The sequence below is a fragment of the Shinella curvata genome, from assembly GCF_022899935.1.
GTDB classification, from domain to species: Bacteria; Pseudomonadota; Alphaproteobacteria; order Rhizobiales; family Rhizobiaceae; genus Shinella; species Shinella curvata.
In genome coordinates, this window is record NZ_JALJCJ010000002.1 from 638,406 (window position 1) to 662,758 (window position 24,353).

Here is a 24,353-nt window from a genome sequence, read left to right on the forward strand (position 1 = left end):
GGTGATCAATTCCGGATTGCCCCTTTACGACCATGTCCTTCGCCTGCCTCGCCGCCGCCTTCACACCTCTCGGGCCGCTCGCCGAACGCCTGCTGCCGCAGGCCTTCGTCGCCGATGACGGCTCGCACGATGCCGCCCATCTCATCCGGGTGTGGAAGAATGCCCGGCGCATCCAGGCGCAGGAGGGGGGGAACCCGCGCCTTCTCGCCGCCGCCGTGCTGTTGCATGATTGCGTGGCTGTAGAGAAGAACTCGCCGTTGCGCGCCGAGGCCTCCCGCCTTGCCGCCGAAAAAGCCGCGGCACTTCTCGCCGCCGAAGGCTGGAGCGATGCTGATGTGGCCGCCGTCAGCCACGCCATCCTCACCCATAGCTTCTCCGCCAATATCGCGCCCGAGACGCTGGAGGCGAAGATCGTGCAGGATGCCGACCGGCTCGATGCCATCGGCATGGTGGGCGCGGCACGCTGCTTCTACATTGCCGGCCGCATGGGCAGCGGCCTCTACGATCCCATGGATCCGCTTGCCGAAAACCGTCCGCTCGACGACAAGGCCTTCGCCATCGATCATTTCGAGGTCAAGCTGTTCAAGCTTGCGGACGGTTTTCAGACGGCGGCAGGCGCCCGCATGGCGCTGGAGCGCACGGAGCGCCTGCGCGCGATCCGCGACATGCTTCTGGATGAAATCTGAACGAAAACATGCTTTTGTGCCGCTGGATTGAATCGCCCCGGCAGAGCGTTGAATCAAAATTTGAAGGAAGGGACGTCGGATGAAGATCGAGGGCCTCAACATTCACCCGCTGAAGAGTGGCCGGGCCATCCCCGTCGAGAGCGCGACGGTGCGCCTCGATGGCCTCGCCGGCGACCGCCGCTTCATGATCGTCGAACCGGACGGCCGCTTCATCACCCAGCGCGAGCTGCAGGCGCTCGCCCGCGTCGAGGCGACGGCCGTGGGAGAAAGCCTGCATCTCGAAATGGACGGCCGCCAGATTTTCGCGAGCTTCGAACCGGAAGACCGCCTCGACGTCACCGTCTGGGATAGTCCCGTCAACGCCGCCGTGGCCGACGAGGCGGTCAACGACGTGCTGTCCGATTGGCTCGAACGTCCGGTCAAACTCGTCCACATGGATGCACTGGCGCACCGCGCCGAGGGCGAGGACTGGGCCGGCACACCGGCGCCCGTCGGTTTCGCAGACGGTTTCCCTGTTCTCGTCACCACGACCGGGTCGCTTGCCGATCTCAACCGGACGCTGGTCGCCAAGGGCCAGGACCCCGTCGGCATGGACCGCTTCCGCACCAACATCCTCGTCTCCTGCGACGATCCTTGGGAGGAAGACCTCTGGGAGGCGATCGAGATCAACGGCATCGTCTTCGATTTCGTCAAACCCTGCGCGCGCTGCATCATGACCACGCAGGACCAGATGACCGGCGAGCGCATCGGCGGCAATCCCATCCAGGGCCTCGCCGAAAAGCGCATGTCCGCCGACCGCCGCGTGCCCGGTGTGCTCTTCGGCTGGAACGCCGTGCCGCGCGGGGAGGGCGAAATCCGCCTTGGTGATACGGTGCGCGTGACGAAGACGCGCACCGAACGCTGGCCGATGAAGATCCGGGCCTAAACCCAGCCGCGCCGCTTGAAGTAGAGATAGGGCATCAGCGCCGAGACGATCATCAGGCCGATGGCGTAGGGATAGCCGAAGTGCCATTGCAGCTCAGGCATCAGCTCGAAGTTCATGCCATAGGCCGACGCGACCAGCGTCGGCGGCAGGAAGACCACCGAGGCGACGGTGAAGATCTTGATGATCTGGTTCTGCTCGAGATTGATCAGGCCGAGCGTCGCATCGAGCAGGAAGTTGATCTTGCCCGACAGAAACGCGGCATGGTCGCCGAGCGAGGCGGCGTCGCGCTGCACGAGCTTCACCAGCTGGCGGATTTCCTTCGACGGCTTGCGCGTCGGCGTCTCCAGCGCCGCGTGATAGGCGACGAGGCGGGAGATGCTGACGAGGCTTTCGCGCACGCCGCTCAGAAAGTCGCCCTTGCGGCCGAGCTGTTCGATCAGGGCTTCGAGGTCGCGCGTCTTCTTGGTGGAGGAGGCCTTCTTGCTGCGGAAGACTTCGCGCGAAATGCCGTCGATCTCGTTGCCCAGCCGCTCCAGCACATCCGCCATGCGGTCGATCACGGCCTCAATGACGCCGAGCATGACGTCCTCGCCATTCTCGTAGCTGTGGCCGTTGCCGCGCAGCGCCCGTGCGCAGAAGGTGGCGAAGGGCTTTGCATCGGCATGGCGCACCGTCACGAGCGTCGGGCCGCGCAGGATGAAGGTGATCGGCGTCTTGGCCGGCTCGTCGCTGTCGAGATTGGTCAGCGCCGTCATGGTCATGAAGGCGGCCCCGTCCTCCTGGTAGAGGCGGGCGGAAAGCTCGATGTCCTCCATCTCCTCGCGCGTCGGCATGGAAATGTGCAATGCCGCCTCGACGTCGCTCGCTTCCTCTGGCGTCGGGTTCAGAAGGTCGTACCAGAGGGCGGGCGCGATGGCCTGCTCGATAGCGGGATTGGAAATTTCGCGCAGGCAAAAACGGTCAGCCTTGCGGGCATAGATCTGCAGCATGCTTTGCTCCTTGGAGGGCGCTCTCGCCATCCGGAGCAAGCCGAAACGCTGCTACCGGACAGGCCGCTCGATCGCTCTCGATAGTCGACTGTCGGGGTCCATTGATCTTTATCCGGGTTCAGTTGGCGTCCTGTGACACCTGAGGGTGGGATGCGCTCAAAATCGTTCCGCGTCAAGCACATCCGCGGGCCGCTTGAATCGAAATATCCCATCAACAGGGCTGATCGCTCGGTCAATTAAATTCGCTTTTGTTAATTGATGGCGCGACGTAGGTTTCGGGCATTCGATTTGGAGACGACCATGTCCGCCCCATCCACCGTTGCGGCGCCTGCCGCGAGCCGGCCGATGCCCTGGCTCATCATCATCGCCGGCTCGCTGATTGCCGTGCTGACCTTCGGCCCGCGCTCGGCGATGGGCTTCTTCCAGCTTCCCATGCTGCAGGATACCGGCTGGGACCGCACGACCTTCGGCCTCGCCATGGCCTTGCAGAACCTCGCCTGGGGCGTCAGCCAGCCGTTCTTCGGCGCCATCGCCGACAAGTTCGGCACCTGGCGCGTGCTGCTGATATCGGGCCTCGTCTATGCGCTCGGCCTGTTCCTCATGTCGCTCGGCACCTCGCCGCTCTGGCTGCATATCGGCGGCGGCGTGCTGGTCGGTCTCGGCGTCGGCTCCGGCTCCTTCGGCATCCTGCTCTCGTCTTTCGCGCGCAATGTCACGCCCGAGCAGCGCTCCATGGCCTTCGGCATCTGCACGGCGGCGGGGTCTGCTGGCATGTTCCTGTTCGCGCCGCTCTCGCAGGGCCTGATCAGCGCCTATGGCTGGTCGGACAGCCTCGTCTATCTCGGCGTGCTGATGCTGCTCGTGCCGCTGATTGCCATTCCGCTGCGCGGCAATTCCTCCTCCGGCATCACGTCAGCCAATGAATACAAGCAGACGATCGGCGAGGCGCTCAAGGAAGCGCTCGGCCATCGCAGCTACTTGTTGCTTGTCTCCGGCTTCTTCGTTTGCGGTTATCAGGTCGCCTTCATCACCGCACATTTCCCGGCCTATCTCGGCGATCTCGGTATCGATGCGCGCTATGCCGTGATCGCGCTGGCGCTGATCGGCTTCTTCAACATCATCGGCTCGCTCGCCGCTGGCGTCATCGGCCAGCGCTATTCGAAGCCCTATTTCCTCGCCTATATCTACATCGCCCGCTCGGTCGCCGTCTCGGCCTTCATCCTGCTGCCGAAATCGCCGGCTTCCGTCATCATCTTCGCCATTGTCATGGGCCTGCTCTGGCTCTCCACGGTGCCGCCGACCAACGGCCTCGTCGCCATCATGTTCGGCACGAAACACCTCGGCCTGCTTGGCGGCATCGTCTTCCTGTCGCACCAGATCGGCTCGTTCCTCGGCGTGTGGATGGGTGGCTATCTCTATGACCATTTCGGCACCTACGATCCGGTGTGGTGGCTCGGTGTCGCGCTCGGCATCTTCGCGGCTGCGGTGCACTGGCCCATCCAGGAAAAAGGCGTGCCACGCCCGGCCATGGCCTGATAAAATGCGGACGCCGCCCGAAGGATTTCGGGCGGCGCTTCTTGCAAAGCGTCACAAAAGTTTCTAAATCTGAACCACCGGCCCATGCCGGTTTTGTTTTAAGGCTATTATGCTCAAATTGAGCAAAATGGCGAAGCCGCCGAAATCAGGCGGAAGAGGAGGGTTCCATGACCATTCTGGCCCCGCATGCGGCAGAAGCCGAGGCTGCGCGTCCGCTGACGGCTGCCGAGCGCTTCGGTGTCCTGGAAAAACCGGACCTCACCTTCACGCCCGAAATCGCCCGCGAGACGGAACACCTCTACGAGAAGGTGAAGCAGTTCATCCCCGCCTTCGAATGGCCGGTCTATGCGCCCTATGTCGCTGCCATCAACCGGCTGAAGCGCGAGCGCGGCGCCGTCATCCTGGCGCACAATTACCAGACGCCGGAAATCTTCCACTGCGTTGCCGATATCGTCGGCGATTCGCTGCAGCTCGCCCGCGACGCCACCAAGGTCGATGCCGAGATCATCATCCAGTGCGGCGTTCACTTCATGGCCGAGACTTCCAAGCTTCTGAACCCGGAAAAGACCGTACTGATTCCGGATTCGCGCGCCGGCTGCTCGCTGTCGGAATCGATCACCGGCGAGGATGTGCGCCTGCTAAAGCAGCGTTATCCGGGCGTTCCCGTGGTCACCTACGTCAACACGTCGGCAGACGTGAAGGCGGAGACTGACATCTGCTGCACCTCGTCCAACGTGCTCGCCGTGATCGAGAGCCTGGAGAGCGACACGGTGCTCTGCATTCCCGACGAATATCTCGCGATGAACGTCGCCAAGCAGACCAACAAGAAGATCCTGACCTGGAAGGGCCATTGCGAGGTGCATGAACGCTTCACGGCGGCCGAACTGCTCTCCTACAAAGAAGCCCATCCCGGCATCGAGATCATCGGCCATCCGGAATGCCATCCCGACGTCATCGCCGTCTGCGATTTTGCCGGCTCCACCTCGGGCATGATCAACTATGTGAAGGACAACAGGCCGTCGCGCGTGCTGCTCGTCACCGAATGCTCGATGGCGTCGAACATCCAAGCGGAACTGCCCGGCGTCGATTTCATCAAGCCCTGCAATCTCTGTCCGCACATGAAGCGCATCACGCTGCCGAAGATCCTCGACAGCCTGGTGACCATGACGGAGGAGGTCCTGGTCGATCCGGCAATCGCCGATCGCGCCCGCCTTGCCGTCGAGCGGATGGTGAACCTGAAGCAGTAGGTCTCCTCTCGTCTGGAGGAGGAGGGGCGGGAGTGCCCCCGCAGCGCGCCCTCCGGGCAGGAGGGCGAAGCGGCGTGTCGGAGGAAAGAGCATGCCCATTGACAGTTTCCGCCCGCAATCCTGGAACGGCATCGACGATATCGTCATCGTCGGCGGCGGCCTTGCCGGCCTGTTCTGCGCCCTGAAACTCGCGCCGCGTCCCGTCACGATCCTCGCCGCTGCCCCCATCGGGCAGGGCGCCTCGTCGGCCTGGGCGCAGGGCGGCATCGCCGCCGCGATGAGCCCCGGCGATACCTTCGACAAGCATGTGGCCGACACGCTGGAAGCCGGTGCCGGCATCGTCGATGAGAAGATGGCGCGCTTCATGGTTTCCGAGGGGCCGTCGCGCATTCACGACCTGCTCGATTACGGCGTGCCCTTCGACCGCGACCTCGAAGGCAAGCTGATGCTCTCGCGCGAAGCCGCCCATTCCGAGCGCCGCATCGTGCGCGTCAAGGGCGACATGGCCGGTAAGGCCATCATGGAAGCGCTCATCGCCGCCGTGCGCAACACGCCGTCGATCCGCGTACTGGAAGGCTATGTCGTCGAGGAACTGGTGCGCGAAGGCCGCTTCATCTCCGGCGTCGTTGCTCGGCCGGATGCCGGCCAGGCGAAGAACCGCGTGCATTTCCCGGCCCGTGCCGTGGTGCTGTGCTCCGGCGGCGTCGGCCACCTCTTCGCCGTCACCACCAATCCGTGGCAGGCCTGCGGGCAGGGCGTCGGCATGGCCGCCCGCGCCGGTGCCATCATCGCCGATCCGGAATTCGTGCAGTTCCACCCGACCGCCATCAATATCGGCCGCGACCCCGCGCCGCTCGCCACCGAGGCCTTGCGCGGCGACGGTGCGCACCTCATCAATTCCGCCGGCCACCGCTTCATGCTGGATATCCACGAGGATGCCGAACTCGCCCCGCGCGACATCGTCTCGCGCGGCGTCTATGCCGAGGTACAGGCCGGCCGCGGCGCCTTCCTCGATTGCACCAAGGCGGTCGGTGCGCATTTCCCGGACATGTTCCCAACGGTCTATGCCTCCTGCAAGGCGGCCGGCATCGATCCTGTCACCCAGCCGATCCCAGTTGTGCCCGCCGTGCACTATCATATGGGCGGCGTGCTCACGGATGCCGAGGGGCGGACCTCGATCGACGGTCTCTGGGCTGCCGGCGAGGTCACCTCGACGGGCGTGCACGGCGCAAACCGCCTGGCCTCCAATTCGCTGCTCGAAGCCGTGGTCTTCGCCGCGCGCATCGCCGAAAACATCAAGGGCATGCTGCCGGAGCCGAAGCTCAACGACTGGGGCAAGAATGCCGGCGAGAGCGACGATCTCGTGACCATCGAAGACAGCGCCGCCCTGAAGCGCCTGCGTCGCATCATGAGTGACCAGGTCGGCGTCATCAGGACGCGTGAGGGCCTGAAGACGGCGATCCGCGAGATCGCCACGCTGGAGCGCGAAAACAGCCGCATGCGCTTCCACAACATCGTCACGACCGCCAAGCTCATCGCGACGGGCGCCTACCTGCGCGAAGAAAGCCGCGGCGGCCACTACCGCTCCGATTTCCCTGAGCAGAAGGCCAACTGGAAACACCGCACCTTCATCACGCTTGCGGAGGCGGAGAAGGTGGTGGCGGAACTCTCGGAAACGGCGGCGGCGTAACCCCGCTGTCTTTCTCACGACATTGAACAGGACAAGCCCATGACCACCTCCTATCTCCCCGTCCTTTCCCCCCTGATGGTGGAAGACCAGGTGCGCGCGGCGCTTGTCGAAGACCTCGGCCGGGCGGGCGACATTACCAGCCAGGCGACGATCGGGCCCGACATGAAGGCGTCGGCGGAGTTGAATGCGCGCGACCACGGCGTCGTGGCCGGGCTCGATCTGGCGCGCGAGGCGTTCCGGCTGATGGATCCCACAATCCGTTTCGAGGCCTTCGTGAAGGATGGCGACAAGCTCGCACCCGGCACCGTCATCGCGAAAGTCTCCGGGCCGGCGCGTGCGGTGCTGTCGGCCGAGCGGGTGGCGTTGAACTTCCTCATGCATCTCTGCGGCGTCGCCACCCATACCGCGCGTTTTGCCGAAGAGATCGCGCACACGTCGGCAAAGGTCTGCTGCACGCGAAAAACCATTCCGGGGCTGAGGGCACTGGAGAAATATGCGGTGCGCATGGGCGGCGGCTCGTCGCACCGCTACGGGCTCGACGACGCGATCCTCATCAAGGACAACCACATCGCGGTGGCCGCTGGTGTCGAAGGTGCCATCCGCTCGGCCCGCGCCTTTGCCGGCCATCTCGTCAAGGTCGAGGTGGAGGTGACGACGCTGGAGGAACTAGAGGAGGCGCTGGAGGCGCAGCCGGACGTCATCCTGCTCGACAATATGGGGCCGGAACTGTTGCGCCGTGCCGTCGAGATCAACCGCGATTGCGCCGGCCTGACGGACGAGACCTATGCCGGCGATCAACGCCGCGTGAAGCTGGAGGCGTCCGGAAACGTCAATCTCCAGACGATCCGGGCGATTGCCGAAACCGGCGTCGACTATATCTCGACGTCGAAGATCACCATGGCCGCGCCGACACTCGACATCGGCCTCGACGTCGTGGTGCGCTGACGGGAACACCCGGGAGAACGATGCGTTCCGGTTCCATGGCCAATCATGGAAAGGACGCATCATGTGGAAGATTTTGACGCTCGCGACGATGGCGGGCGCGATTGCGACAGTCGGCGTGCCCGCGCTCGCGCAGCAGGCGAAAAGCACGGCGCAAGCCAATTTCGTCGATCTCAAGGGCAAGGAGACCGGTCGCGCGCACCTCACCGCCAGCAGGGATGGCGTGCTGTTCGAGGTCGAGGTCTCCGGCCTCGAGCCGCGCAAATGGGTCGCCCTGCATATTCACGAGACAGGAAACTGTGATGATCACGCGGAAGGCCACAAGGCATCCGGCGGCCACTTCAATCCTGGAAAATCGGAACACGGCTTCCTCGCCGCCAACGGACCGCATGCGGGCGATCTTCCCAACCAGTATGTGGCCGAAGACGGCGTGTTGCGCGCCCAGATCTATTCGTCTCTCGTGCGTCTGGACGATCCCGAACGCGGCATTCGCGGTCGTGCGATGATCGTGCATGCCGGATCGGATGACTACCGTACCGATCCGGCCGGTGGCGCGGGCGATCGCATCGCCTGCGCCGTGATCGAATAAGCCTATTCGGCCGGGGCCGGTTCAGGCTCCGGTCCGCCCAGCTTCTGGCCGAAGGCGATGCGCACGCGCCGGTTCATCTCGCGCGTCGTCCTGAACCATTGCGGCGTCGATACCCAGTAGCGCAAGGTCAGCGTTGCCGAACTTTCGCCGAGACTGTCGATGAAGACCTGTGGCGCGGGCGCGGATTCGATGGTCGGATCCTCGCGGGCGATGTCGAGCAGGCGATCGATCTCGTCGTCGATGTCCCGGTTGTCCGGTACGGTTACTTGAAGGTCGTGCTTGCGGGTGCGCTCGCGGCTGTAGTTTGTGACCGGCGTGTTCCAGAGCGTCGAATTCGGAGCGAGGCGATAGAGGCCATCGCTTGTCCTGAGTTCCGTGGCAAACAGGCCGACCTCGGTGATCGTGCCGGTCACGTCCTTCGTCTCGATATATTCGCCGACCCGGAAGGGCCGCAGCACGAGCAGCATGATGCCGGCCGCGATGTTCTGAAGCGTGCCCTGGAGAGCCAGGCCGATAGCGAGACCAGCGGCGCCGAGCGCGGCGATGATCGATGCGGTCTGCACGCCGAACTGGCCGAGCACCGTGACGAAGACGAGGATCAGCACGGCGTAGCGCAGGATATTGGCGAAGAAATGCGCGAGCGTCATGTCGATGCCGCGCACATGCGACAGGCCGGACAAGGCCCAGCGGTGCAGCAACCGCGATAGAAACCAGCCGAGCACGAGCAGAACGAGCGCGCCGAGAATGGAGAAGGAATATTGCACGGCGAGCGCGCTCGCCTGCGTGAGCGCCGCCCGCGAGGCGACGATGATTTCGGTGGCTTGTTGTTCCATGGATCCTTTCCCCATCTGTTGATGTCGATGGGGAATGGCAGGGCGGCGGAGAAGTTCCGCCTATCGCGTCCCGACCTTGAGGCCGGGGGCCGGGCGTTCTTCGAGAATACGGCGGCGGAACCGGAAGAGGGCGGCAGGCCGGCCCCCGGTGGCGGAGGTCGAGCCGCCGGTCGGCTCAACGAGCTCCGCCCCCTCGACCAGCCGGCGAAAATTCTGCTTGTGCAGGTGCCGGCCCGAGATCGCCTCAACGGTCGCCTGCAACTCGGTGAGCGTGAATTCCGGCGCCATCAGTTCGAAGATCACGGGGCGATATTTGAGCTTGCCGCGCAGGCGCGCCATGGCGGTCGCGACGATGCGGCGATGGTCGTGGCGCATGGCGATGCCCGGCGAGGACGTGCAGGGGCGGGTCCGTCCATCCGTGACGGCTTCTTCGGCAAGGCCGGCCTCATAGAGCAATTCGTAGCGCTCCAGCACGCGCTCCTCATCCCACGGAAAATCGTCCAGACCGAAGGCGAGACGGATGCGGGTGAGCGGCATGGGCGTCGTGTTGAGGCGCTCCTCGCGCATATCGTCGTCCACCCAGCGCTTGAGGGCGGGGATGATCAGCTGGTCGATCACCGCTGGCCGGCCCTGCCGCCAATCTTCCCACGGCAGATAGGTGTACCAGTTGCGCCAGGCGGCACCGGCTTGCGCCAGCCGCTCGTTGGCCTCGGTGTCGGTGCGTGTCAACGCCAGGTAGCCGACGGAAACCATGTGCGTTCCCGCTTCGTCCGGCAGCTTCTGCCGGCCGCGATCGCCGAAGGTATAGAGTTGTTCGATATAGCCGAGTTTCAGTGCCGTCTGCGCCTCCACACTGGCGCGCAGGCTGGTTTCGAAGGTGCGGTGCAGTTGCGGATCGAAGGGGCCGAAGGGCAGGGCGTCACGTTCTCCGCCATGGCCGCCGATCGCGAGGATGCAGGGGCTGCGGCCCGAAATCGCGACCACCGCCGCGTTGAGGCCGATTTCGACCGGGGGGCGCGCGCGATGATCCGTCATGGGTCCACCGGAACTGCGGAAAAGAGGAAGGGACTGTCGCCGACATAGTCCGCCCCCCGTCCGATCGCCCTGACGGCGGCGACGAGCCTGCCGCCGCGTCCCAGCACATGATCGCCGATCTCGACGAGCCGGGCATTCGGTGTCGCCTGCACGGAGGCTTTTCGCAGGCGCTGCGCGAGGTCGTGTTCGTCCTGATCAGGCTCCACGGCAAGGGCAGAAATGAGCGCGGCGGCGGGCGAGCGTGAGACGCCCATCATGCAATGCACCAGCAGCGGCGCCTGCCGGTCCCAGCCACGCGCGAAATTGACGATGGCGGCGACATGCTCCTCGCCGGGAGCGACGAGATTGCCCGTGCCGGCAAAGGCGATGTCGTTGACACCGACGATGAGATGACGCCCGACGTCGATGACCGCGGGGCGATGGAAGTTCTGTTTGGGTGCGACAAGGCTCAGCATCTCGCGACACCGGTGCCGGATGGCGAGTTCCGCGATCTTTCCCAGTGGCGCGACGACGATCGTGCCCATGGTCACACCGCTGCTGCGAGCGGGCCGCGCTCGCGCTCCAGCACCGCGAAGCGTTCGGCAAAGCGGCGCTGGGCCTCCGCCGTCGGCACGGGTGCGATCTCGATCATGTCGAGCGTGATGCCGCGCGGCGCGCCGAAGAATTTCACCGCCTCGGCATGAGAAAAACCGGCCAGCTCCGTCGCTTCGAAGAAGGCGGCGACCTGATCGGCCTTCTTGATCTTCGCCTTCAATGTCGCGGGCGTTGCCGGGGGCAGGCCGAAGCGCAGATGCACGGCCGCCTCAAGGCGCTTTTCCACCGTCTTGTATCCGCCGCCGACCACCGCCTTGAAGGGCGAGATCATGTCGCCGATCACATATTCCGGCGCATCGTGCAGCAGGGCGATCAGGCATTCGTCTGCATTGCAGCGGTTCTGCCGGCGAAAGATCGCCTCGACCACGAGCGAATGCTGCGCCACCGAAAAGGCATGCTCGCCATGCGTCTGGCCGTTCCAGCGGGCGACGCGCGCAAGGCCGTGGGCGATGTCGGAGAGTTCGATATCGAGCGGCGAGGGATTGAGCAGGTCGAGGCGCCGGCCCGACAGCATGCGCTGCCATGCGCGGGGTTCCGTCTTGGCGCGGGCCGCACCGCTCATTGTGCCGGCACCTCGGAGGCCTCTTCGGGGAAGGCAAGGCCGGTCCAGCCGGGCAGGGCGACGGTAACGGCGATGCCGTCGGCGGTAATCGGCGTGCCGGCGTTCATGGCGTCGGCCGCGCGGTCGATGCGCACGATGGCGAGGCCGTACTTGCCGGAGACGCTGCCGAGCGTTCCGACTGGCTTGCCACCGGCCATCAGCTCGGCGCCGCCGGCGGGCAGTGCGCTTTCACCGGTGACGATGACCGGACGACGCCGGGCGGTGCCGCGATGCTGCATGCGCGAGACCACCTCCTGCCCGACATAGCAACCCTTGCGGAAGGAAAGGCCGCCGTTCAGATCCAGCAGCACATCATGCGGGAAGGCGTCGGACAGCGGGTAGTCGCGACCGGCCTCCGCCAGGCCGGCGCCGATGCGCAGGGTGTCGTAGAGTGCCGGATCGTCGCTGCCGCCGGCGCCGGGCCGGCGTGAGACGTCAAGCCCGGCCTTGGCAAAGCGGGCGTCGCGGGCAACATCCGCCTCCGCGTCATCCCACGTGACGGTCGCATCGCTGCCTTCGACCACGGCGAGATCGACGGCGGCGCGCAGCTTGTACATGGTCAGCCGCTTGAGGAGCGCGTCGCGCTGGTCCTCCGTTGTTTCAAGAAGGAAGGCATCCGGACCGTCGCGGCGGATGAGAAAATCGAAGAAGATCTTGCCTTGCGGCGTCAGGAGCGCGCCCGGCCGGATCTCGCCCTCGGGCAATGACGGCAGGTCGGTGGTGATGAGCGCCTGCAGGAACGTTTCGGCATCTTTGCCGGAAAGTCGGAGAAAGGCGCGGCCGGAAAGCGTGACGGAAGGCATGGTTCGATCCAGATTTTCATACGCCGGCAGTCTGCGCCGGCATCCTGGCGCATCGGAGCGCCGTCGAAACAGAAGTAGAACGGCGGCTGCGCTTTCGCAAGGTCGGGACGGCTTGTCTCGCCATCCGGGATGGATATGAAAGGCACGACACAAGACGAGGCATGGATGAAACCGGCGGCACTTCCCGACGATGCATGGAGCGCCTGGCACCCGCAGGAACTCGCCCGCAGGTTTTGCGGCATCGCGCGCCCGTGGTGCGTCGTCGGCGGCTGGGCGCTCGATCTCTGGCACGGGGTGGAGACGCGGCCGCACGAGGATCTGGAATGCACCATCCTGCGCGATGATCTCTGCCTCTTTTGCGCCGCGCTGCCGGAAATGCGCTTCCATGCCGTGGGAGACGGACGTGTCGAGCCGCTTGGCGCGGGCGAGGTGCCGGCCGCAGGCATCGCCCAGGTGTGGTGCGAAGACGTTGCGGCGCGTTGCTGGCGCGTGGACATGATGCTGGAGGACGGCACGCCGGATATTTGGGTCTACAAGCGCGATCCGTCCGTCCGCCGGCGCCGTAGCGAGATGGTGCGCGTGACGGAAGATGGCATTCCCTATCTCGCGCCCGAAGCGGTCCTGCTCTTCAAGGCAAAATATCGGCGCGACAAGGATGAGGCCGATTTCGCGCAGGCGCTGCCGAAGCTCGATATCCCGCAAAGGCAGTGGCTCAAAGTCCGGATCGCCGAAGCGCATCCGGATCACGGATGGTTGCGGGCGCTATAGGCTCAGTCGCCGGTGACGAAGAATTTCCACTGGCCATCGGGCGTGATGCCGATGCGGTAGAAATTGTAGCTGCCGAATTCCTGCATGTCGGTGAAGTCGCCCGCTGTCACGATGCGCAGCAGCTCCACCTTTTCCGGGGGCGTGAGACCCGCCAGCGGCTTTTCGGCGAAATAGGGCCAGACATACATCTCGTCCGGCGTGCCCTGGCCGACATGCACGAAGCCGGTGGCCAGCACGTCGAGCAGGATGGCCAGCACCTCGATGCCGTCGCTGTCGCCCGACTGGCCCTTCAGCGTCTCGACAGGGCCTTCTTCGGTCTCGACGATGGAGACCTGGGTTTCCGTGACGCCCTTGCCGAGCAGCGGGCGCAGGCGCTCGATATCGCCGGAGGCTGCGGCCTCGACGATGAGCTGGCGCATGCGGCGTACGGCTTCCGGCGCCTTGCTGATGTCGTAAAGCACCTCGACGGGCGTCAGCGGCTCGTCCGGCTTGTCGTCGGTGACGACAGGCTCTTCGCCGGCCGGCTCGGTCACGGTCTCGCCCTTGCGAATCAGCGGATCGGGCATCGGCAGTTCGAGCGGGGAGGCGTCTTCCGGCTGCTGCTCTTTCTCGACGGGGGCGGCCTTGTCGGCCTCTTCCGCCGGCTTCTGCGGCGTTTCGCCCGGCTGATGCTTCAATTCGCTCAGCGCGAAAGCGGGCCGCACGGGCGCGACAAGCGCCGTCGTCCCTGCAAGCACCGACAATACGATAAGGCTGCTGCGAAACAGCTTTTTGCCGTCAGCGGACGTCTGCATGACCTATGTCTTTCCAGCCTGGAGCATTTGAACACAATTCCGCACGCAGCATGGCTGCGCACTGTGGCGGAATTGCTTATTGCAGGATGCGCTCGGGGGAGAATTCTCCAGCCAGCAGACGCTCGCGAAGCGAATCAAGCATCGCCTCCGCGCCCTTTTCGCCATGAACACGGATAGTTTCGCGCAGCGCGAGCGCAATGGCTGCGTCGGCGATGATTTCGAGCTCGATGCCGTCAGCCATGCCGTCAGCCCAGGCTTCGTTCTGGTATTCCAGAGCGGCCTGCATCTTCTCGTGCACGATCATCTCGTCGATATCGTTGAGGCTAGGTTCCATTGAGCGGTCCATACGCGGCATTCAGTTCTTACTGCACTGTTAACGACCTTAGCAGCCTTTTCCCAAAACGGCACTGGGTCATGAGAAAAGAGGTTAATTAACCGCTAATTTCCGAACCTTGCGGTAATTTCTGTGGCAAGTGTTGCACCTTCGTTACGGTATCTCTCTTCTGCGACAACAGCCGAGTCGGTGCAAGCGGTATAGATGGCCGCAAAGGAGCGATATCCCCGGTTGAACGCCGCCGTCAGTCTCTCCTGTCGTCCGGGTTCCTTGCCCGCTTCGAGCTGAATGAGCTGTTGCATCGAGGCCCGCCAGTTGTCTTCGGCCTTGTCGGTGCAGAGGTTTCGCAGGTAGTGCACAGCGCCCAAAATCTCCGAAAGACGCTCCAGACGCTCGTCATAGGGTGCCGGCTTTTCTTCAATTGTGGCAGTCGGCGACGTTTCTTTCGCCGCGTCGCCGGTCGCCTTCTGGCCGAAGGAGGGGCCGGCAAGGAGGAGGCTGATAAGGAGCGTGGTGCGAATCACCTTCATGTAGAAAGCCTCGCCCGCTCGGCTTCCAGCCGCGCGATGCATTCGCGCACGCTGTCCGGCGCCGGCATTTTCGCGATTTCGTCCGCCGTGTACCAGCCAACGCTTGCGGCATCGTCGGCGGCGACGGCAACGGCCGAAGCATCCGCCTTCACCTTGAAGACCGACAGAAAGAAGGAGGGGCTGCCCGGGCCATCCTCGCCGCCGGGCAGACCGTAGGTCGCAAAAAGCACCGGCTTTTCCGCCTGGATGCCGGTTTCCTCGAAGAGTTCGCGCAACGCCGTTTCGGCCGGGGTCTCGCCGTCCTCGCCGCGCCCGCCCGGAAAGGCATACATGGCGTCTAACGGCGGCTTGGAGCGCAGCACGAGCAGATAGCGCCCGTCGCGCTCGATGATGGCGGAGGAGGCGGGCTGGGGCTTCTTCGACTTCTTCATCGTGGTCCGGTCTTCTGGCGCTTCATTGACCCCTTATAGGCAAAGTGCGATGACGACGCCATGTGTGGACATTATGCATTGCTCGCCAGAACGGACCTGATCAAGGCGTTTCTCGATATCCTTGATATCGAAGACCCGCCACCCCGCTACAATATCGCGCCGACCCAGCCGATCCTCGTCGTCGTCGCCGGTGAAAAGCAGGAGCCCGGCAGCAACCTGCCGGAGCGCAGGGCCATGCTGGTGCGCTGGGGCTTCATGCCCGGCTGGGTGAAGGATCCGCGGGATTTTCCGCTGCTGATCAATGCGCGCTCGGAGACGGCCATCGGGAAGGCGTCGTTTCGCGCCGCCATGCGCCACCGCCGCATCCTCGTGCCGGCCTCCGGCTTTTTCGAATGGCGTCGGCCGGAAGACAAGAGCGAGAAGGCGCAGGCCTATTTCATCCGCCCCAAGAAGGGCGAGATCGTCGCCTTTGCCGGTCTCATGGAGACCTGGTCCTCGGCGGATGGTTCGGAGGTCGATACTGGAGCAATCCTGACGACGAAGGCCAATGCCGACATTTCGCGCATCCACGATCGCATGCCCGTCGTCATCCGCCAGGAGGATTTTTCGCGCTGGCTGGATTGCAAGACGCAGGAACCGCGCGATGTCGTCGACCTGATGAAACCGATCGACGAAGGATTCTTCGAGGCGATCCCGGTCTCCGACAAGGTCAACAAGGTCGCCAATATGGGAGCCGACATCCTCGAGCCTGTCGAGGAACGGGCCGATCCCGCTCCATACGAGAAGAAGGGCACCGATACGCCCCCATCGTCGGGCCAGCTCTCGCTGTTCTAGGTCTTAGTCGAACAGCGGCTGAAGCGCGGCCGGAATGTCGCGCTCGCGGCGCGGCTTCTCGGCTTTCGTGCCCGGTTTGCACTGGGTCGCCGCGACCACCGCGCGCAGGCCGATCGGCTTGTAGCGCGCCTGCAGGTTTTCGCGGGCTTTCGTGGTGTCGGCCGGTTTCTTGATTTCGTTCTGCATTCTCGTTCTCCTGAAGTCTTTCTCATCAGGCAGCGCCCCGATCCCCCGGTTGCGGCCCCAATGAGCTATGCGTTTAGGTGGCCCTTTCGGCCAAATTCTGCTCAAACTTTGATCGCTCTGCGGCAGACGGCCAAATTGGCGGGTTTTCATGGTCAAGAATTGTGACCGCCGTAACAATCATTTAGGCGGCATCTGTCGTACCCTGATCTTCAGGAATGCGGCGATGATCGCGCGCAGGCTGAAAGGGTCGTCGCAACCGGCGGCGTCGGGTTGCGGGCATTTCTCATGGTCATCGCATTCCTCGCGTCCGGTGTGTTTCATCGTGGTTCCCCTTGGGTTTCCGGCGGTTTGTCCCGCTTCGATGCTCTGTTTTTCTCATGGGGAAGCGGCCTGTCGTGTCACCCCGGGAACAGGTGCATGGACGGAAGGATTTTCGCCGGGAAAGGCGCGCGCCCGCTTGACCGGACGCTTGCGGGGCGCGATAAAGCACGCATGAAAACGGTACTCTGCATTCGCCGGAGCATTATTCGCTAGCGCACGCGCTGGCCCGGCCGTTTTCGTCCCCCAAAATCCCCGGATGACAAACGACCCGGCCAGCCGGGTTTCTGCATTTCTGGGAGATTTCCATGGCCGAAAAGCCGGTCCTGTCGCTTTACAACACGCTCACCCGCTCGAAGGGCGCCTTTGCGCCCATCGATCCCGACAATGTGCGCATGTATGTCTGCGGCCCGACGGTCTATGACTTCGCCCATATCGGCAATGCGCGCCCGGTCATCGTCTTCGACGTGCTGTTCCGGCTGCTGCGCCATGTCTATGGCGAAAACCACGTCATCTATGCGCGCAACATCACCGACGTCGACGACAAGATCAACGCACGCGCGTTGCGCGATTTCGGCACGGAGATCGCAAACGGCACGTTGTCGCTCAACGAGGCGATCCGCCGCGTGACGGAGAAGACGGCCAACCAGTTCCATGCCGACATCGTCGCACTCGGCGCCATGCAGCCGACGCACGAGCCGCGCGCCACGGAATTCGTCCAGCCGCGCGAGGACGGCAAGGTCGACATGATCACGCTTATCGAGCGTCTCATCGAACGTGGCCACGCCTATCAGGCCGGCGGCGAGGTGCTGTTCGACACCCAGTCGATGGCCGATTACGGCGATCTTTCCAAGCGTCCCCTCGACGAGCAGCAGGCCGGCGCCCGCATCGCCGTCGATGTGCACAAGAAGAACCCTGGCGATTTCGTGCTGTGGAAGCTGTCCTCGCCGGAAGAGCCAGGCTGGGACAGCCCGTGGGGCCGCGGCCGTCCGGGCTGGCACATCGAATGCTCGGCCATGTCGGCCGCCTATCTCGGTGAGACCTTCGACATCCATGGCGGCGGGCTCGATCTCATCTTCCCGCACCATGAAAACGAGATCGCCCAGTCGCGTTGCGCGCATGGCACCAAAGTCATGTCGAATGTCTGGATGCACAACGGCTTCCTGCAGGTCGAAGGCCGCAAGATGTCGAAGTCGGAAGGCAATTTCTTCACGATCGCCGAACTGCTGCACGAGGAGAAGTTCGGCGGCCGCAAATGGCCGGGCGCGGTGCTGCGCCTCGCCATGCTGATGACGCATTACCGCGAGCCGATCGATTTTTCCGTCAAGCGCCTGGAGGAGGCCGAGCGCCTCATCGCCAAGTGGCCGGCCGGCGGCAACCCGGCGGAAGGCCGCGTCGATGAAAGCGTTCTTGCGCCGCTCTACGACGACCTCAACACGGTCGGCGCGGTGCAGGCGCTGCATGCGCTCGCCCAATGCGCCAACAACGATCCGCTGATGTTGCCGGTCTTCGCCGCGAGTGCCGAACTGCTCGGCGTCCTGCCGAAGAAGGTCGAGGTCTCCAAGGCACTGGAAGACAGTGTCGAAAGCCTCATCCAGCTGCGTCTGGAAATGCTGAAAGCGAAGAATTTCGCCGAAGCCGACAAGCTGCGCGACGACCTCGCCGCCAAGGGCATCCAGCTCAAGGACGGCAAGGACCCGGCGACGGGCGAGCGGGTGACGACATGGGAGGTGAAAAGGTGACGACGCCTTTCTACACCGGCGGATGCCAGTGCGGTGCCGTGCGCTTTCACGTCGAGGGCGCGCTGGGCGATGCATCGGTCTGTCATTGCCGCATGTGCCAGAAGGCAAGCGGCAATTTCTATCTGCCGCTGGTGTCGGTTCGCGATGCCAAGCTTACTTGGACGCGCGGCGAGCCGAAGCGGTTCCAGTCGTCGAACCACGGCTTTCGCGGTTTCTGTGCGGATTGCGGCACGCCGCTGACCTATGAGGCGCCGGATGGCGTGGCGCTGACAATCGCCGCCTTCGACGATCCGGCCGAGATCGCGCCGCGCATCCAGTGGGGTATCGAGGCGAAGCTGCCCTATGTGGACGCGATCCCCGGCCTGCCGGGCGAGGACACGATGGCCGATCAGGATGCGGCCTCGTTCCTGGCCGATCTCGTCTCCTACCAGCACCCCGATCACGACACCGACACCTGGCCGTCGGAGCGCAAGCGATGAGCATTTCGCGCATCTATACCGGCGGTTGCCAGTGCGGCGCGGTGCGCTACCGTGTCGAGGGTACGCTCGGCGATCCGCATCTGTGCCATTGCCGCATGTGCCAGAAGGCGGCGGGCAACTATTTTCTGCCGCTCGCCAATGCGCCCCGCGAAAAATTCTCCGTCACACGCGGTGAGCCCGGCTGGTTCCAGTCGTCTGAGATCGTGCGCCGCGGTTTCTGTCCGGCCTGCGGCACGCCGCTGTTCTACGACGCGCGCGGCGCGGACCATATCAACGTGACGCTCGGCTCGCTCGATGACCCCGATGACGTGCGACCCATCGCGCAATCCGGTGTCGAATCCCGGGTGGTGTTTTTCCAGCACCTGCCGAAGCTACCCGAGAGCGAAAGCAATGAAGGCGAGGGGGGCGAGGAGCGGCATGTGACGATCCGCGCCTCGAACCGCCAGCATCCCGATTTCGACACAGACCATTGGCCGCCACAAGATTGATAGACAGGGGATTGAGAGATGGGGACTGAAAGATGACAGAGACCGTTCGAACCGGAGGCTGCCAGTGCGGCGCCGTGCGTTTCCGCATCAAGGGCCAGCTCGGCCGCCCGTCGATCTGCCATTGCCGCATGTGCCAGAAGCAGTTCGGCGGCTTCTTCGGCCCGCTGGTTACGGCCAAGGGCGAGGTGGACTGGCTGCGCGACGAGCCGGCCTATTTCCAGTCCTCGATCAACATCGCGCGCGGCTTCTGCAAGCAATGCGGCACGCCCTTGACCTACAAGCATCCCGGCGGTCTGGAGATCGCCATCGGCGCCTTCGACGACCGCAGCGATCTCGCACCGCAGATCCAGGTGAACTACGGTTCGCGCCTGCCCTGGGTCGAGCAGATCTTCTCCGCCCCCGTCCATGACGACCCGAACTACTATAGCCAGCAGGAGCAGATCATCTCCTTCCAGCATCCCGATCATGAAACCGAAAACTGGCCTGCCCACGGAATGAAATTATGAGTGAAGCCCTGCGGACCCTCTATCCCGAAATCGAACCCTATGCCTCCGGCCATCTCGATGTCGGCGACGGCCACGTCATCTATTGGGAACGCTCGGGAACGCCGGGCGCAAAGCCGGCGGTGTTTCTGCATGGCGGTCCGGGCGGCACGATCTCGCCGACCCATCGGCGCCTGTTCGATCCGGCGCTATACGATGTGATGCTGTTCGACCAGCGCGGCTGCGGCAAGTCCACGCCCCATGCGGAACTGGAAGCCAATACGACCTGGCACCTCGTCGCCGATATAGAGCGCCTGCGCGAAATGGCGGGCGTGGACAAGTGGCTGGTCTTCGGCGGCTCCTGGGGCTCTACGCTGGCGCTCGCCTATGCCGAAAAGCATCCAGAGCGCGTGTCCGAGCTCGTCGTGCGCGGCATCTACACGCTGACCAAGGGCGAACTCGACTGGTATTATCAGTTCGGCGTCTCGGAAATGTTCCCGGACAAGTGGGAGCGTTTCATCGCGCCCATTCCGCCGGAGGAGCGCCACGAAATGATGCTCGCCTATCATCGCCGCCTGACGAGCGACGACAAGGCGACGCGCATCGAGGCTGCCCGTGCCTGGAGCCTGTGGGAAGGCGAGACGATCACGCTGCTGCCGGAGCCCTCGACGAGCGGCAAGTTCGGCGAGGACGAATTCGCCCATGCCTTCGCCCGCATCGAAAACCACTTCTTCGTCAATGCCGGCTGGATGGACGAGGGGCAGCTGCTGCGTGATGCGCACAAGCTCACGGGCATTCCCGGCGTCATCGTGCATGGCCGCTACGACATGCCGTGCCCGGCCAAATATGCCTGGCAGCTGCACAAGGCCTGGCCGGAGGCTGAGTTCTATCTCATCGAAGGCTCGGGCCATGCCTTTTCGGAACCGGGCATCCTCGACCGCCTGATTTACGCGACCGATAAATTCGCCGGCAAAAAGTAAGACAGATCGTTCCCAGGGAGGGAACACATGCAAAAAGACCGTATCCACCTTTTCGACACCACCCTCCGGGACGGCCAGCAGACGCCCGGCATCGACTTTTCCGTCGAGGACAAGATCGCGATTGCCGGCATGCTGGATGCGTTCGGCCTCGATTATGTCGAGGGCGGCTATCCCGGCGCGAACCCGACGGATACGGCCTTCTTCGCCAAGAAACGCACGGGCCGCGCGAAATTCGTCGCCTTCGGCATGACGAAGCGCGCCGGCGTCTCCGCCTCCAACGATCCGGGCCTTGCGGCCCTGCTCGATTCGCGCAGCGACGCGATCTGTCTCGTGGCGAAAAGCTGGGACTACCATGTGCGCGTCGCGCTCGGCTGTTCCAACGAGGAGAACCTCGAGAGCATCGAGGAATCGGTCAAGGCCGTGATCGCTTCCGGCCGTGAATCCATGGTCGATTGCGAGCATTTCTTCGACGGCTACAAGGCCAATCCGGACTATGCGCTGGCTTGCGCGAAGACGGCGTTTGGCGCGGGTGCGCGCTGGGTGGTGCTCTGTGACACCAATGGCGGAACGCAGCCGTCGGAGGTCCAGGCCATCGTCAACGCGGTGATCGCCGCGGGCGTGCCGGGCGACAATCTCGGCATCCATGCGCATAACGACACGGGGCAGGCGGTTGCCAACTCGCTCGCTGCCGTGGAGGCTGGCGTGCGGCAGATCCAGGGCACGCTGAACGGCATCGGCGAACGCTGCGGCAATGCCAATCTCGTGACGCTCATCCCGACGCTGGCGCTGAAGGAAGCCTATAACGCGCGCTTCGAGATCGGCATCGACACGGAAAAACTCGCCGGCCTCACCAAGCTCGCCCACACCTTCGACGAGCTGCTCAATCGCTCGCCCGATCATCAGGCGCCCTATGTCGGCGCCTCCGCCTTCGCCACCAAGGCCGGCATCCATGCCTCGGCGCTTCTGAAGGACCCGCGCACCTACGAGCATGTCACGCCGGAAAGCGTCGGCAACCTGCGCAAGGTCATGGTATCGGACCAGGGCGGCAAGGCGAACTTCATCAATGCACTGAAGCTGCGCGGCATCACGGTGCGCAAGGACGATCCGAAGCTCGACCAGCTCATCCAGATCGTCAAGGAGCGTGAGGCGACCGGCTATGCCTATGAGGGGGCGGATGCGAGCTTCGCGCTGCTCGCCTCTCGCACGCTCGCCACGGTGCCGGATTTCTTCCATGTGGAGAGTTTTCGCGTGATGGTCGAGCGTCGTTATGACGCCAACGGCCAGCTGAAGACCGTCTCGGAGGCTGTGGTGCGCGTCATCGTCGATGGCGAGACCATGATGTCGGTTGCCGAGGGGCACGGCCCGGTCAACGCGCTGGACCTCGCACTTCGAAAGGACCTCGGCAAGTACCAGGCCGAAATCGCCGATCTGGAGCTGGCCGACTACAAGGTCCGTATCCTCAATGGCGGCACGGAGGCCATCACCCGCGTGCTGATCGAATCGACCGATGCGTCGGGTGCCCGCTGGTGGACGGTCGGCGTCTCGGACAACATCATCGACGCCTCCTTCCAGGCGCTGATGGATTCAATCGTCTACAAGCTCCTGAAGAACCGCGGCGAGGCGGGCAGGGTGGCGGCGGAGTGACGGCGATGGTTCAGCGCGGCTCAACCATCGCTTCACGCGAATGAATTGGTATATTCACGATCCTTGGAGTATCTCGTCGGGAAATCCATACATCGACGGGAAATGACACCATGGCCGACGCAAATTCCACCAGCGGCCCTCAATCCGGCGATTCGCCGCGCGGCTTCGCCTTTGCGCTGACGGCCTATGTACTCTGGGGCTTCCTGCCCTTCTTCATGAAGGCGGTCGCGCATATCCCCGCATCCGAGGTTGTGGCGCACCGCATCATCTGGTCGGTGCCGCTCGCCGGCCTCGTGCTTGTCTGGCTTGGCCGCACGTCGGACATCAAGGTGGCGCTGCGCTCGCCGCGCATGCTCGCCATGGCCACGCTGACGGCGATGCTGATCACCATCAACTGGGGCATCTATGTCTGGGCGATCGGCGCCGGCCGTGCCATCGAGACGGCACTCGGCTACTACATCAACCCGCTGTTTTCGATCTTCCTCGGCGCCGTTCTCCTCAAGGAGAAGCTCGACCGGGCACAGATCGCGGCCATCGCGCTCGCCGCCATCGCCGTTGCCATCCTCGCCTTCGATGCAGGCGGCCTGCCATGGGTGTCGCTCAGCCTTTGCATCTCCTGGGGCTTCTACGCCTTCTGCCGCAAGGCGCTGCCGATCGGTCCGAACCAGGGTTTTTTCCTTGAGGTGCTGATCCTCAGCGTACCGGCGATCGGCTATGTGATCTGGCTCGAATCGACAGGCAACGGCCATTTCGGCGACACGGGTATGGCGGATGTGCTGTGGCTGTTGTCCTGCGGCCTCGTCACGGCGATCCCGCTGATGATCTATGCCAATGGCGCCAAGCTTCTGCGCCTCTCGACCATCGGCATCATGCAGTACATCGCGCCCACGATGATTTTCATCATCGCCGTCTTCGCCTTCGGCGAGCCCTTCGGCACGACCAAGCTCATCGCCTTCGTCTTCATCTGGGCCGCGCTCTTCATCTATTCCGGCTCCATGCTGCGCAGCGCGCGTGCACGCCGGGTGGCCGCCGCGGAACTGAAGCCTGCCGAATAGGCATAAAAAACCGGAGGTCGATGCCTCCGGTTTTCATGAATTCCAGACAAGGATTTTAGAGGCGGGCGATGATCTCGGACTCGCCCTCGCGGTCCACGTCGCTGGCCCAATGATCGAGCAGGGCAGAGACGATCTCTTCGGGATCGTCGATCACCAGCGGCTGGACGAGATGGGCGGTGTGGATGAAGCCTTCGTCGGCCATGTGGCGGATGAGCTTCAGCATCGGATCCCAGAATCCGCCGATATTGGCGAAGACCATAGGCTTGCGGTGACGGCCGAGCTGCGCCCAGGTCATCACCTCGACGATCTCCTCTAGCGTACCGATGCCGCCCGGCAGCGCCACGAAGGCGTCGGCGCGGTCGAACATCTTGTGTTTGCGCTCGTGCATGTCGGGCGTGATGATCAGTTCGCTGAGCTGTCCCAGGGAATGCCGGGTGGCCTCCATATCCACGAGGAATTGCGGTATGATGCCGGTAACGCGGCCGCCATGCGAGAGCACGCCGCTGGCGACGGCGCCCATGATGCCCTTGGTGCCGCCGCCGTAGACGAGGCGCAGATGGTTTTCCGCCATCGCCTTGCCGAGGTGCCGTCCGGCATTGATGTAGGAAGCGTCGCGGCCGGGCTGTGAACCGCAATAGACGCAGACGGATCGAATCGGAAGGTTGTGTTCTGTCATGGCGGGGATTCAGCCACCCGGCCGGATATCCGTCAAGGATTATGACGGAAAAAGCATGGGGCAGGGCATGTCACGCAAAACGGTGTCGCGGTTTTGCGCCCGGGAAAGGCGAAAAACAAGGGTCGGAGAGCCCGGAACGTCC

Annotated in this window: 28 protein-coding genes; 16 read left to right on the top strand and 12 right to left on the bottom strand. The window is 63.9% G+C overall.

Annotated features, from left to right (window positions below; all coding sequences use genetic code 11):
* Positions 1-32 precede the first annotated feature (32 nt).
* Both MUU55_RS09145 and MUU55_RS09150 read left to right on the top strand, forming a co-directional pair.
* Complete coding sequence (locus MUU55_RS09145; RefSeq protein WP_244760462.1) at positions 33-686, top strand: HD domain-containing protein; 654 nt, start codon at positions 33-35, stop codon at positions 684-686.
* Positions 687-765: 79 nt separating this feature from the next.
* Positions 766-1,611, top strand: coding sequence for an MOSC domain-containing protein (locus tag MUU55_RS09150; protein WP_244760463.1), 846 nt, complete (start codon positions 766-768; stop codon positions 1,609-1,611).
* Here the strand turns inward: MUU55_RS09150 and corA are convergent.
* Positions 1,608-2,600: a magnesium/cobalt transporter CorA gene (gene corA, locus MUU55_RS09155; RefSeq protein ID WP_244760464.1), complete on the bottom strand. Its 993-nt coding sequence runs from the start codon at positions 2,598-2,600 to the stop codon at positions 1,608-1,610. The two genes, MUU55_RS09150 and corA, sit on opposite strands and share 4 nt — an antisense overlap.
* Before the next feature lie 300 nt (positions 2,601-2,900).
* Between corA and MUU55_RS09160 the strand changes: the two genes are divergently transcribed.
* From MUU55_RS09160 to MUU55_RS09180, 5 genes are all read left to right on the top strand, one after another.
* Positions 2,901-4,136 (top strand): MFS transporter, encoded by a 1,236-nt coding sequence (locus tag MUU55_RS09160; RefSeq protein ID WP_244760465.1) that lies wholly within the window; start codon positions 2,901-2,903, stop codon positions 4,134-4,136.
* A 167-nt stretch (positions 4,137-4,303) separates the two neighbouring features.
* Complete coding sequence (nadA, locus tag MUU55_RS09165) at positions 4,304-5,383, top strand: quinolinate synthase NadA (protein ID WP_244760466.1); 1,080 nt, start codon at positions 4,304-4,306, stop codon at positions 5,381-5,383.
* Between the two features lie 91 nt (positions 5,384-5,474).
* Entirely contained in the window at positions 5,475-7,073 is a 1,599-nt protein-coding gene (locus MUU55_RS09170) for an L-aspartate oxidase (protein ID WP_244760467.1), read from the top strand.
* Positions 7,074-7,112: 39 nt separating this feature from the next.
* Entirely contained in the window at positions 7,113-8,018 is a 906-nt protein-coding gene (gene nadC / locus MUU55_RS09175; protein WP_244760468.1) for a carboxylating nicotinate-nucleotide diphosphorylase, read from the top strand.
* Between the two features lie 61 nt (positions 8,019-8,079).
* Complete coding sequence (locus MUU55_RS09180) at positions 8,080-8,604, top strand: superoxide dismutase family protein (RefSeq protein WP_244760469.1); 525 nt, start codon at positions 8,080-8,082, stop codon at positions 8,602-8,604.
* Positions 8,605-8,606: 2 nt separating this feature from the next.
* On the opposite strand, the gene MUU55_RS09185 is transcribed toward MUU55_RS09180, so the two are convergent.
* From MUU55_RS09185 to ygfZ, 5 genes are read right to left on the bottom strand one after another with little or no spacing between them, the layout of a single operon-like run.
* A complete protein-coding gene (locus MUU55_RS09185; protein ID WP_244760470.1) occupies positions 8,607-9,437 on the bottom strand; it encodes a mechanosensitive ion channel family protein in 831 nt (276 codons plus the stop codon).
* Between the two features lie 60 nt (positions 9,438-9,497).
* A complete protein-coding gene (locus MUU55_RS09190; RefSeq protein ID WP_244760471.1) occupies positions 9,498-10,472 on the bottom strand; it encodes an NUDIX hydrolase in 975 nt (324 codons plus the stop codon).
* The gene (locus MUU55_RS09195) at positions 10,469-10,996 is read right to left on the bottom strand and encodes a tyrosine phosphatase family protein (protein ID WP_244760472.1); all 528 of its coding nucleotides are present in this window, start codon (positions 10,994-10,996) and stop codon (positions 10,469-10,471) included. The genes MUU55_RS09190 and MUU55_RS09195 overlap by 4 nt, the downstream gene beginning before the upstream one ends.
* A 2-nt stretch (positions 10,997-10,998) precedes the next feature.
* Positions 10,999-11,628, bottom strand: coding sequence for a YfbR-like 5'-deoxynucleotidase (locus MUU55_RS09200; RefSeq protein WP_244760473.1), 630 nt, complete (start codon positions 11,626-11,628; stop codon positions 10,999-11,001).
* Entirely contained in the window at positions 11,625-12,470 is an 846-nt protein-coding gene (ygfZ, locus tag MUU55_RS09205) for a CAF17-like 4Fe-4S cluster assembly/insertion protein YgfZ (RefSeq protein WP_244760474.1), read from the bottom strand. The genes MUU55_RS09200 and ygfZ overlap by 4 nt, the downstream gene beginning before the upstream one ends.
* A 165-nt stretch (positions 12,471-12,635) precedes the next feature.
* On the opposite strand from ygfZ, the gene MUU55_RS09210 reads away from it, so the two are divergent.
* Positions 12,636-13,238 carry an amino acid transporter gene (locus MUU55_RS09210; protein WP_244760475.1) on the top strand — a complete coding sequence of 201 codons (603 nt, stop codon included), beginning with the start codon at positions 12,636-12,638 and terminating at the stop codon, positions 13,236-13,238.
* 2 nt (positions 13,239-13,240) lie between these two features.
* On the opposite strand, the gene MUU55_RS09215 is transcribed toward MUU55_RS09210, so the two are convergent.
* The 4 genes from MUU55_RS09215 to MUU55_RS09230 all read right to left on the bottom strand — a co-directional run bounded on the left by MUU55_RS09215 (position 13,241) and on the right by MUU55_RS09230 (position 15,327).
* Positions 13,241-14,032: a hypothetical protein gene (locus MUU55_RS09215; protein WP_244760476.1), complete on the bottom strand. Its 792-nt coding sequence runs from the start codon at positions 14,030-14,032 to the stop codon at positions 13,241-13,243.
* 76 nt (positions 14,033-14,108) lie between these two features.
* Positions 14,109-14,378: a hypothetical protein gene (locus tag MUU55_RS09220; RefSeq protein WP_244760905.1), complete on the bottom strand. Its 270-nt coding sequence runs from the start codon at positions 14,376-14,378 to the stop codon at positions 14,109-14,111.
* 92 nt (positions 14,379-14,470) lie between these two features.
* Positions 14,471-14,896, bottom strand: coding sequence for a TIGR02301 family protein (locus MUU55_RS09225; RefSeq protein WP_244760477.1), 426 nt, complete (start codon positions 14,894-14,896; stop codon positions 14,471-14,473).
* On the bottom strand, positions 14,893-15,327 hold the full coding sequence (locus MUU55_RS09230; protein ID WP_244760478.1) for an NUDIX domain-containing protein: 435 nt from the start codon (positions 15,325-15,327) through the stop codon (positions 14,893-14,895). The genes MUU55_RS09225 and MUU55_RS09230 overlap by 4 nt, the downstream gene beginning before the upstream one ends.
* Positions 15,328-15,387: 60 nt before the next feature.
* Between MUU55_RS09230 and MUU55_RS09235 the strand changes: the two genes are divergently transcribed.
* A complete protein-coding gene (locus MUU55_RS09235; RefSeq protein WP_244760479.1) occupies positions 15,388-16,161 on the top strand; it encodes an SOS response-associated peptidase in 774 nt (257 codons plus the stop codon).
* A 3-nt stretch (positions 16,162-16,164) separates the two neighbouring features.
* On the opposite strand, the gene MUU55_RS09240 is transcribed toward MUU55_RS09235, so the two are convergent.
* A complete protein-coding gene (locus MUU55_RS09240; protein ID WP_244760480.1) occupies positions 16,165-16,347 on the bottom strand; it encodes a hypothetical protein in 183 nt (60 codons plus the stop codon).
* A gap of 626 nt (positions 16,348-16,973) precedes the next feature.
* Here MUU55_RS09240 and cysS point away from each other — a divergent pair.
* The 7 genes from cysS (at position 16,974) to rarD (ending at position 23,535) form a co-directional block, all read left to right on the top strand.
* Entirely contained in the window at positions 16,974-18,407 is a 1,434-nt protein-coding gene (cysS, locus tag MUU55_RS09245) for a cysteine--tRNA ligase (RefSeq protein ID WP_244760481.1), read from the top strand.
* Positions 18,389-18,886 (top strand): GFA family protein, encoded by a 498-nt coding sequence (locus MUU55_RS09250; RefSeq protein ID WP_244760482.1) that lies wholly within the window; start codon positions 18,389-18,391, stop codon positions 18,884-18,886. Before cysS ends, MUU55_RS09250 begins: the two co-directional genes overlap by 19 nt.
* A complete protein-coding gene (locus MUU55_RS09255; RefSeq protein ID WP_244760483.1) occupies positions 18,883-19,374 on the top strand; it encodes a GFA family protein in 492 nt (163 codons plus the stop codon). The genes MUU55_RS09250 and MUU55_RS09255 overlap by 4 nt, the downstream gene beginning before the upstream one ends.
* A gap of 32 nt (positions 19,375-19,406) precedes the next feature.
* A complete protein-coding gene (locus MUU55_RS09260; protein ID WP_244760484.1) occupies positions 19,407-19,880 on the top strand; it encodes a GFA family protein in 474 nt (157 codons plus the stop codon).
* Entirely contained in the window at positions 19,877-20,836 is a 960-nt protein-coding gene (gene pip, locus MUU55_RS09265; RefSeq protein ID WP_244760485.1) for a prolyl aminopeptidase, read from the top strand. The genes MUU55_RS09260 and pip overlap by 4 nt, the downstream gene beginning before the upstream one ends.
* A 27-nt stretch (positions 20,837-20,863) precedes the next feature.
* Entirely contained in the window at positions 20,864-22,480 is a 1,617-nt protein-coding gene (gene cimA / locus MUU55_RS09270) for a citramalate synthase (RefSeq protein ID WP_244760486.1), read from the top strand.
* A 110-nt stretch (positions 22,481-22,590) separates the two neighbouring features.
* Positions 22,591-23,535 (top strand): EamA family transporter RarD, encoded by a 945-nt coding sequence (rarD, locus tag MUU55_RS09275; RefSeq protein WP_244760487.1) that lies wholly within the window; start codon positions 22,591-22,593, stop codon positions 23,533-23,535.
* Positions 23,536-23,590: 55 nt separating this feature from the next.
* Here rarD and MUU55_RS09280 read toward each other — a convergent pair whose 3' ends face one another.
* Positions 23,591-24,211, bottom strand: coding sequence for an LOG family protein (locus MUU55_RS09280; RefSeq protein ID WP_244760488.1), 621 nt, complete (start codon positions 24,209-24,211; stop codon positions 23,591-23,593).
* Between the last annotated feature and the right edge of the window lie 142 nt (positions 24,212-24,353).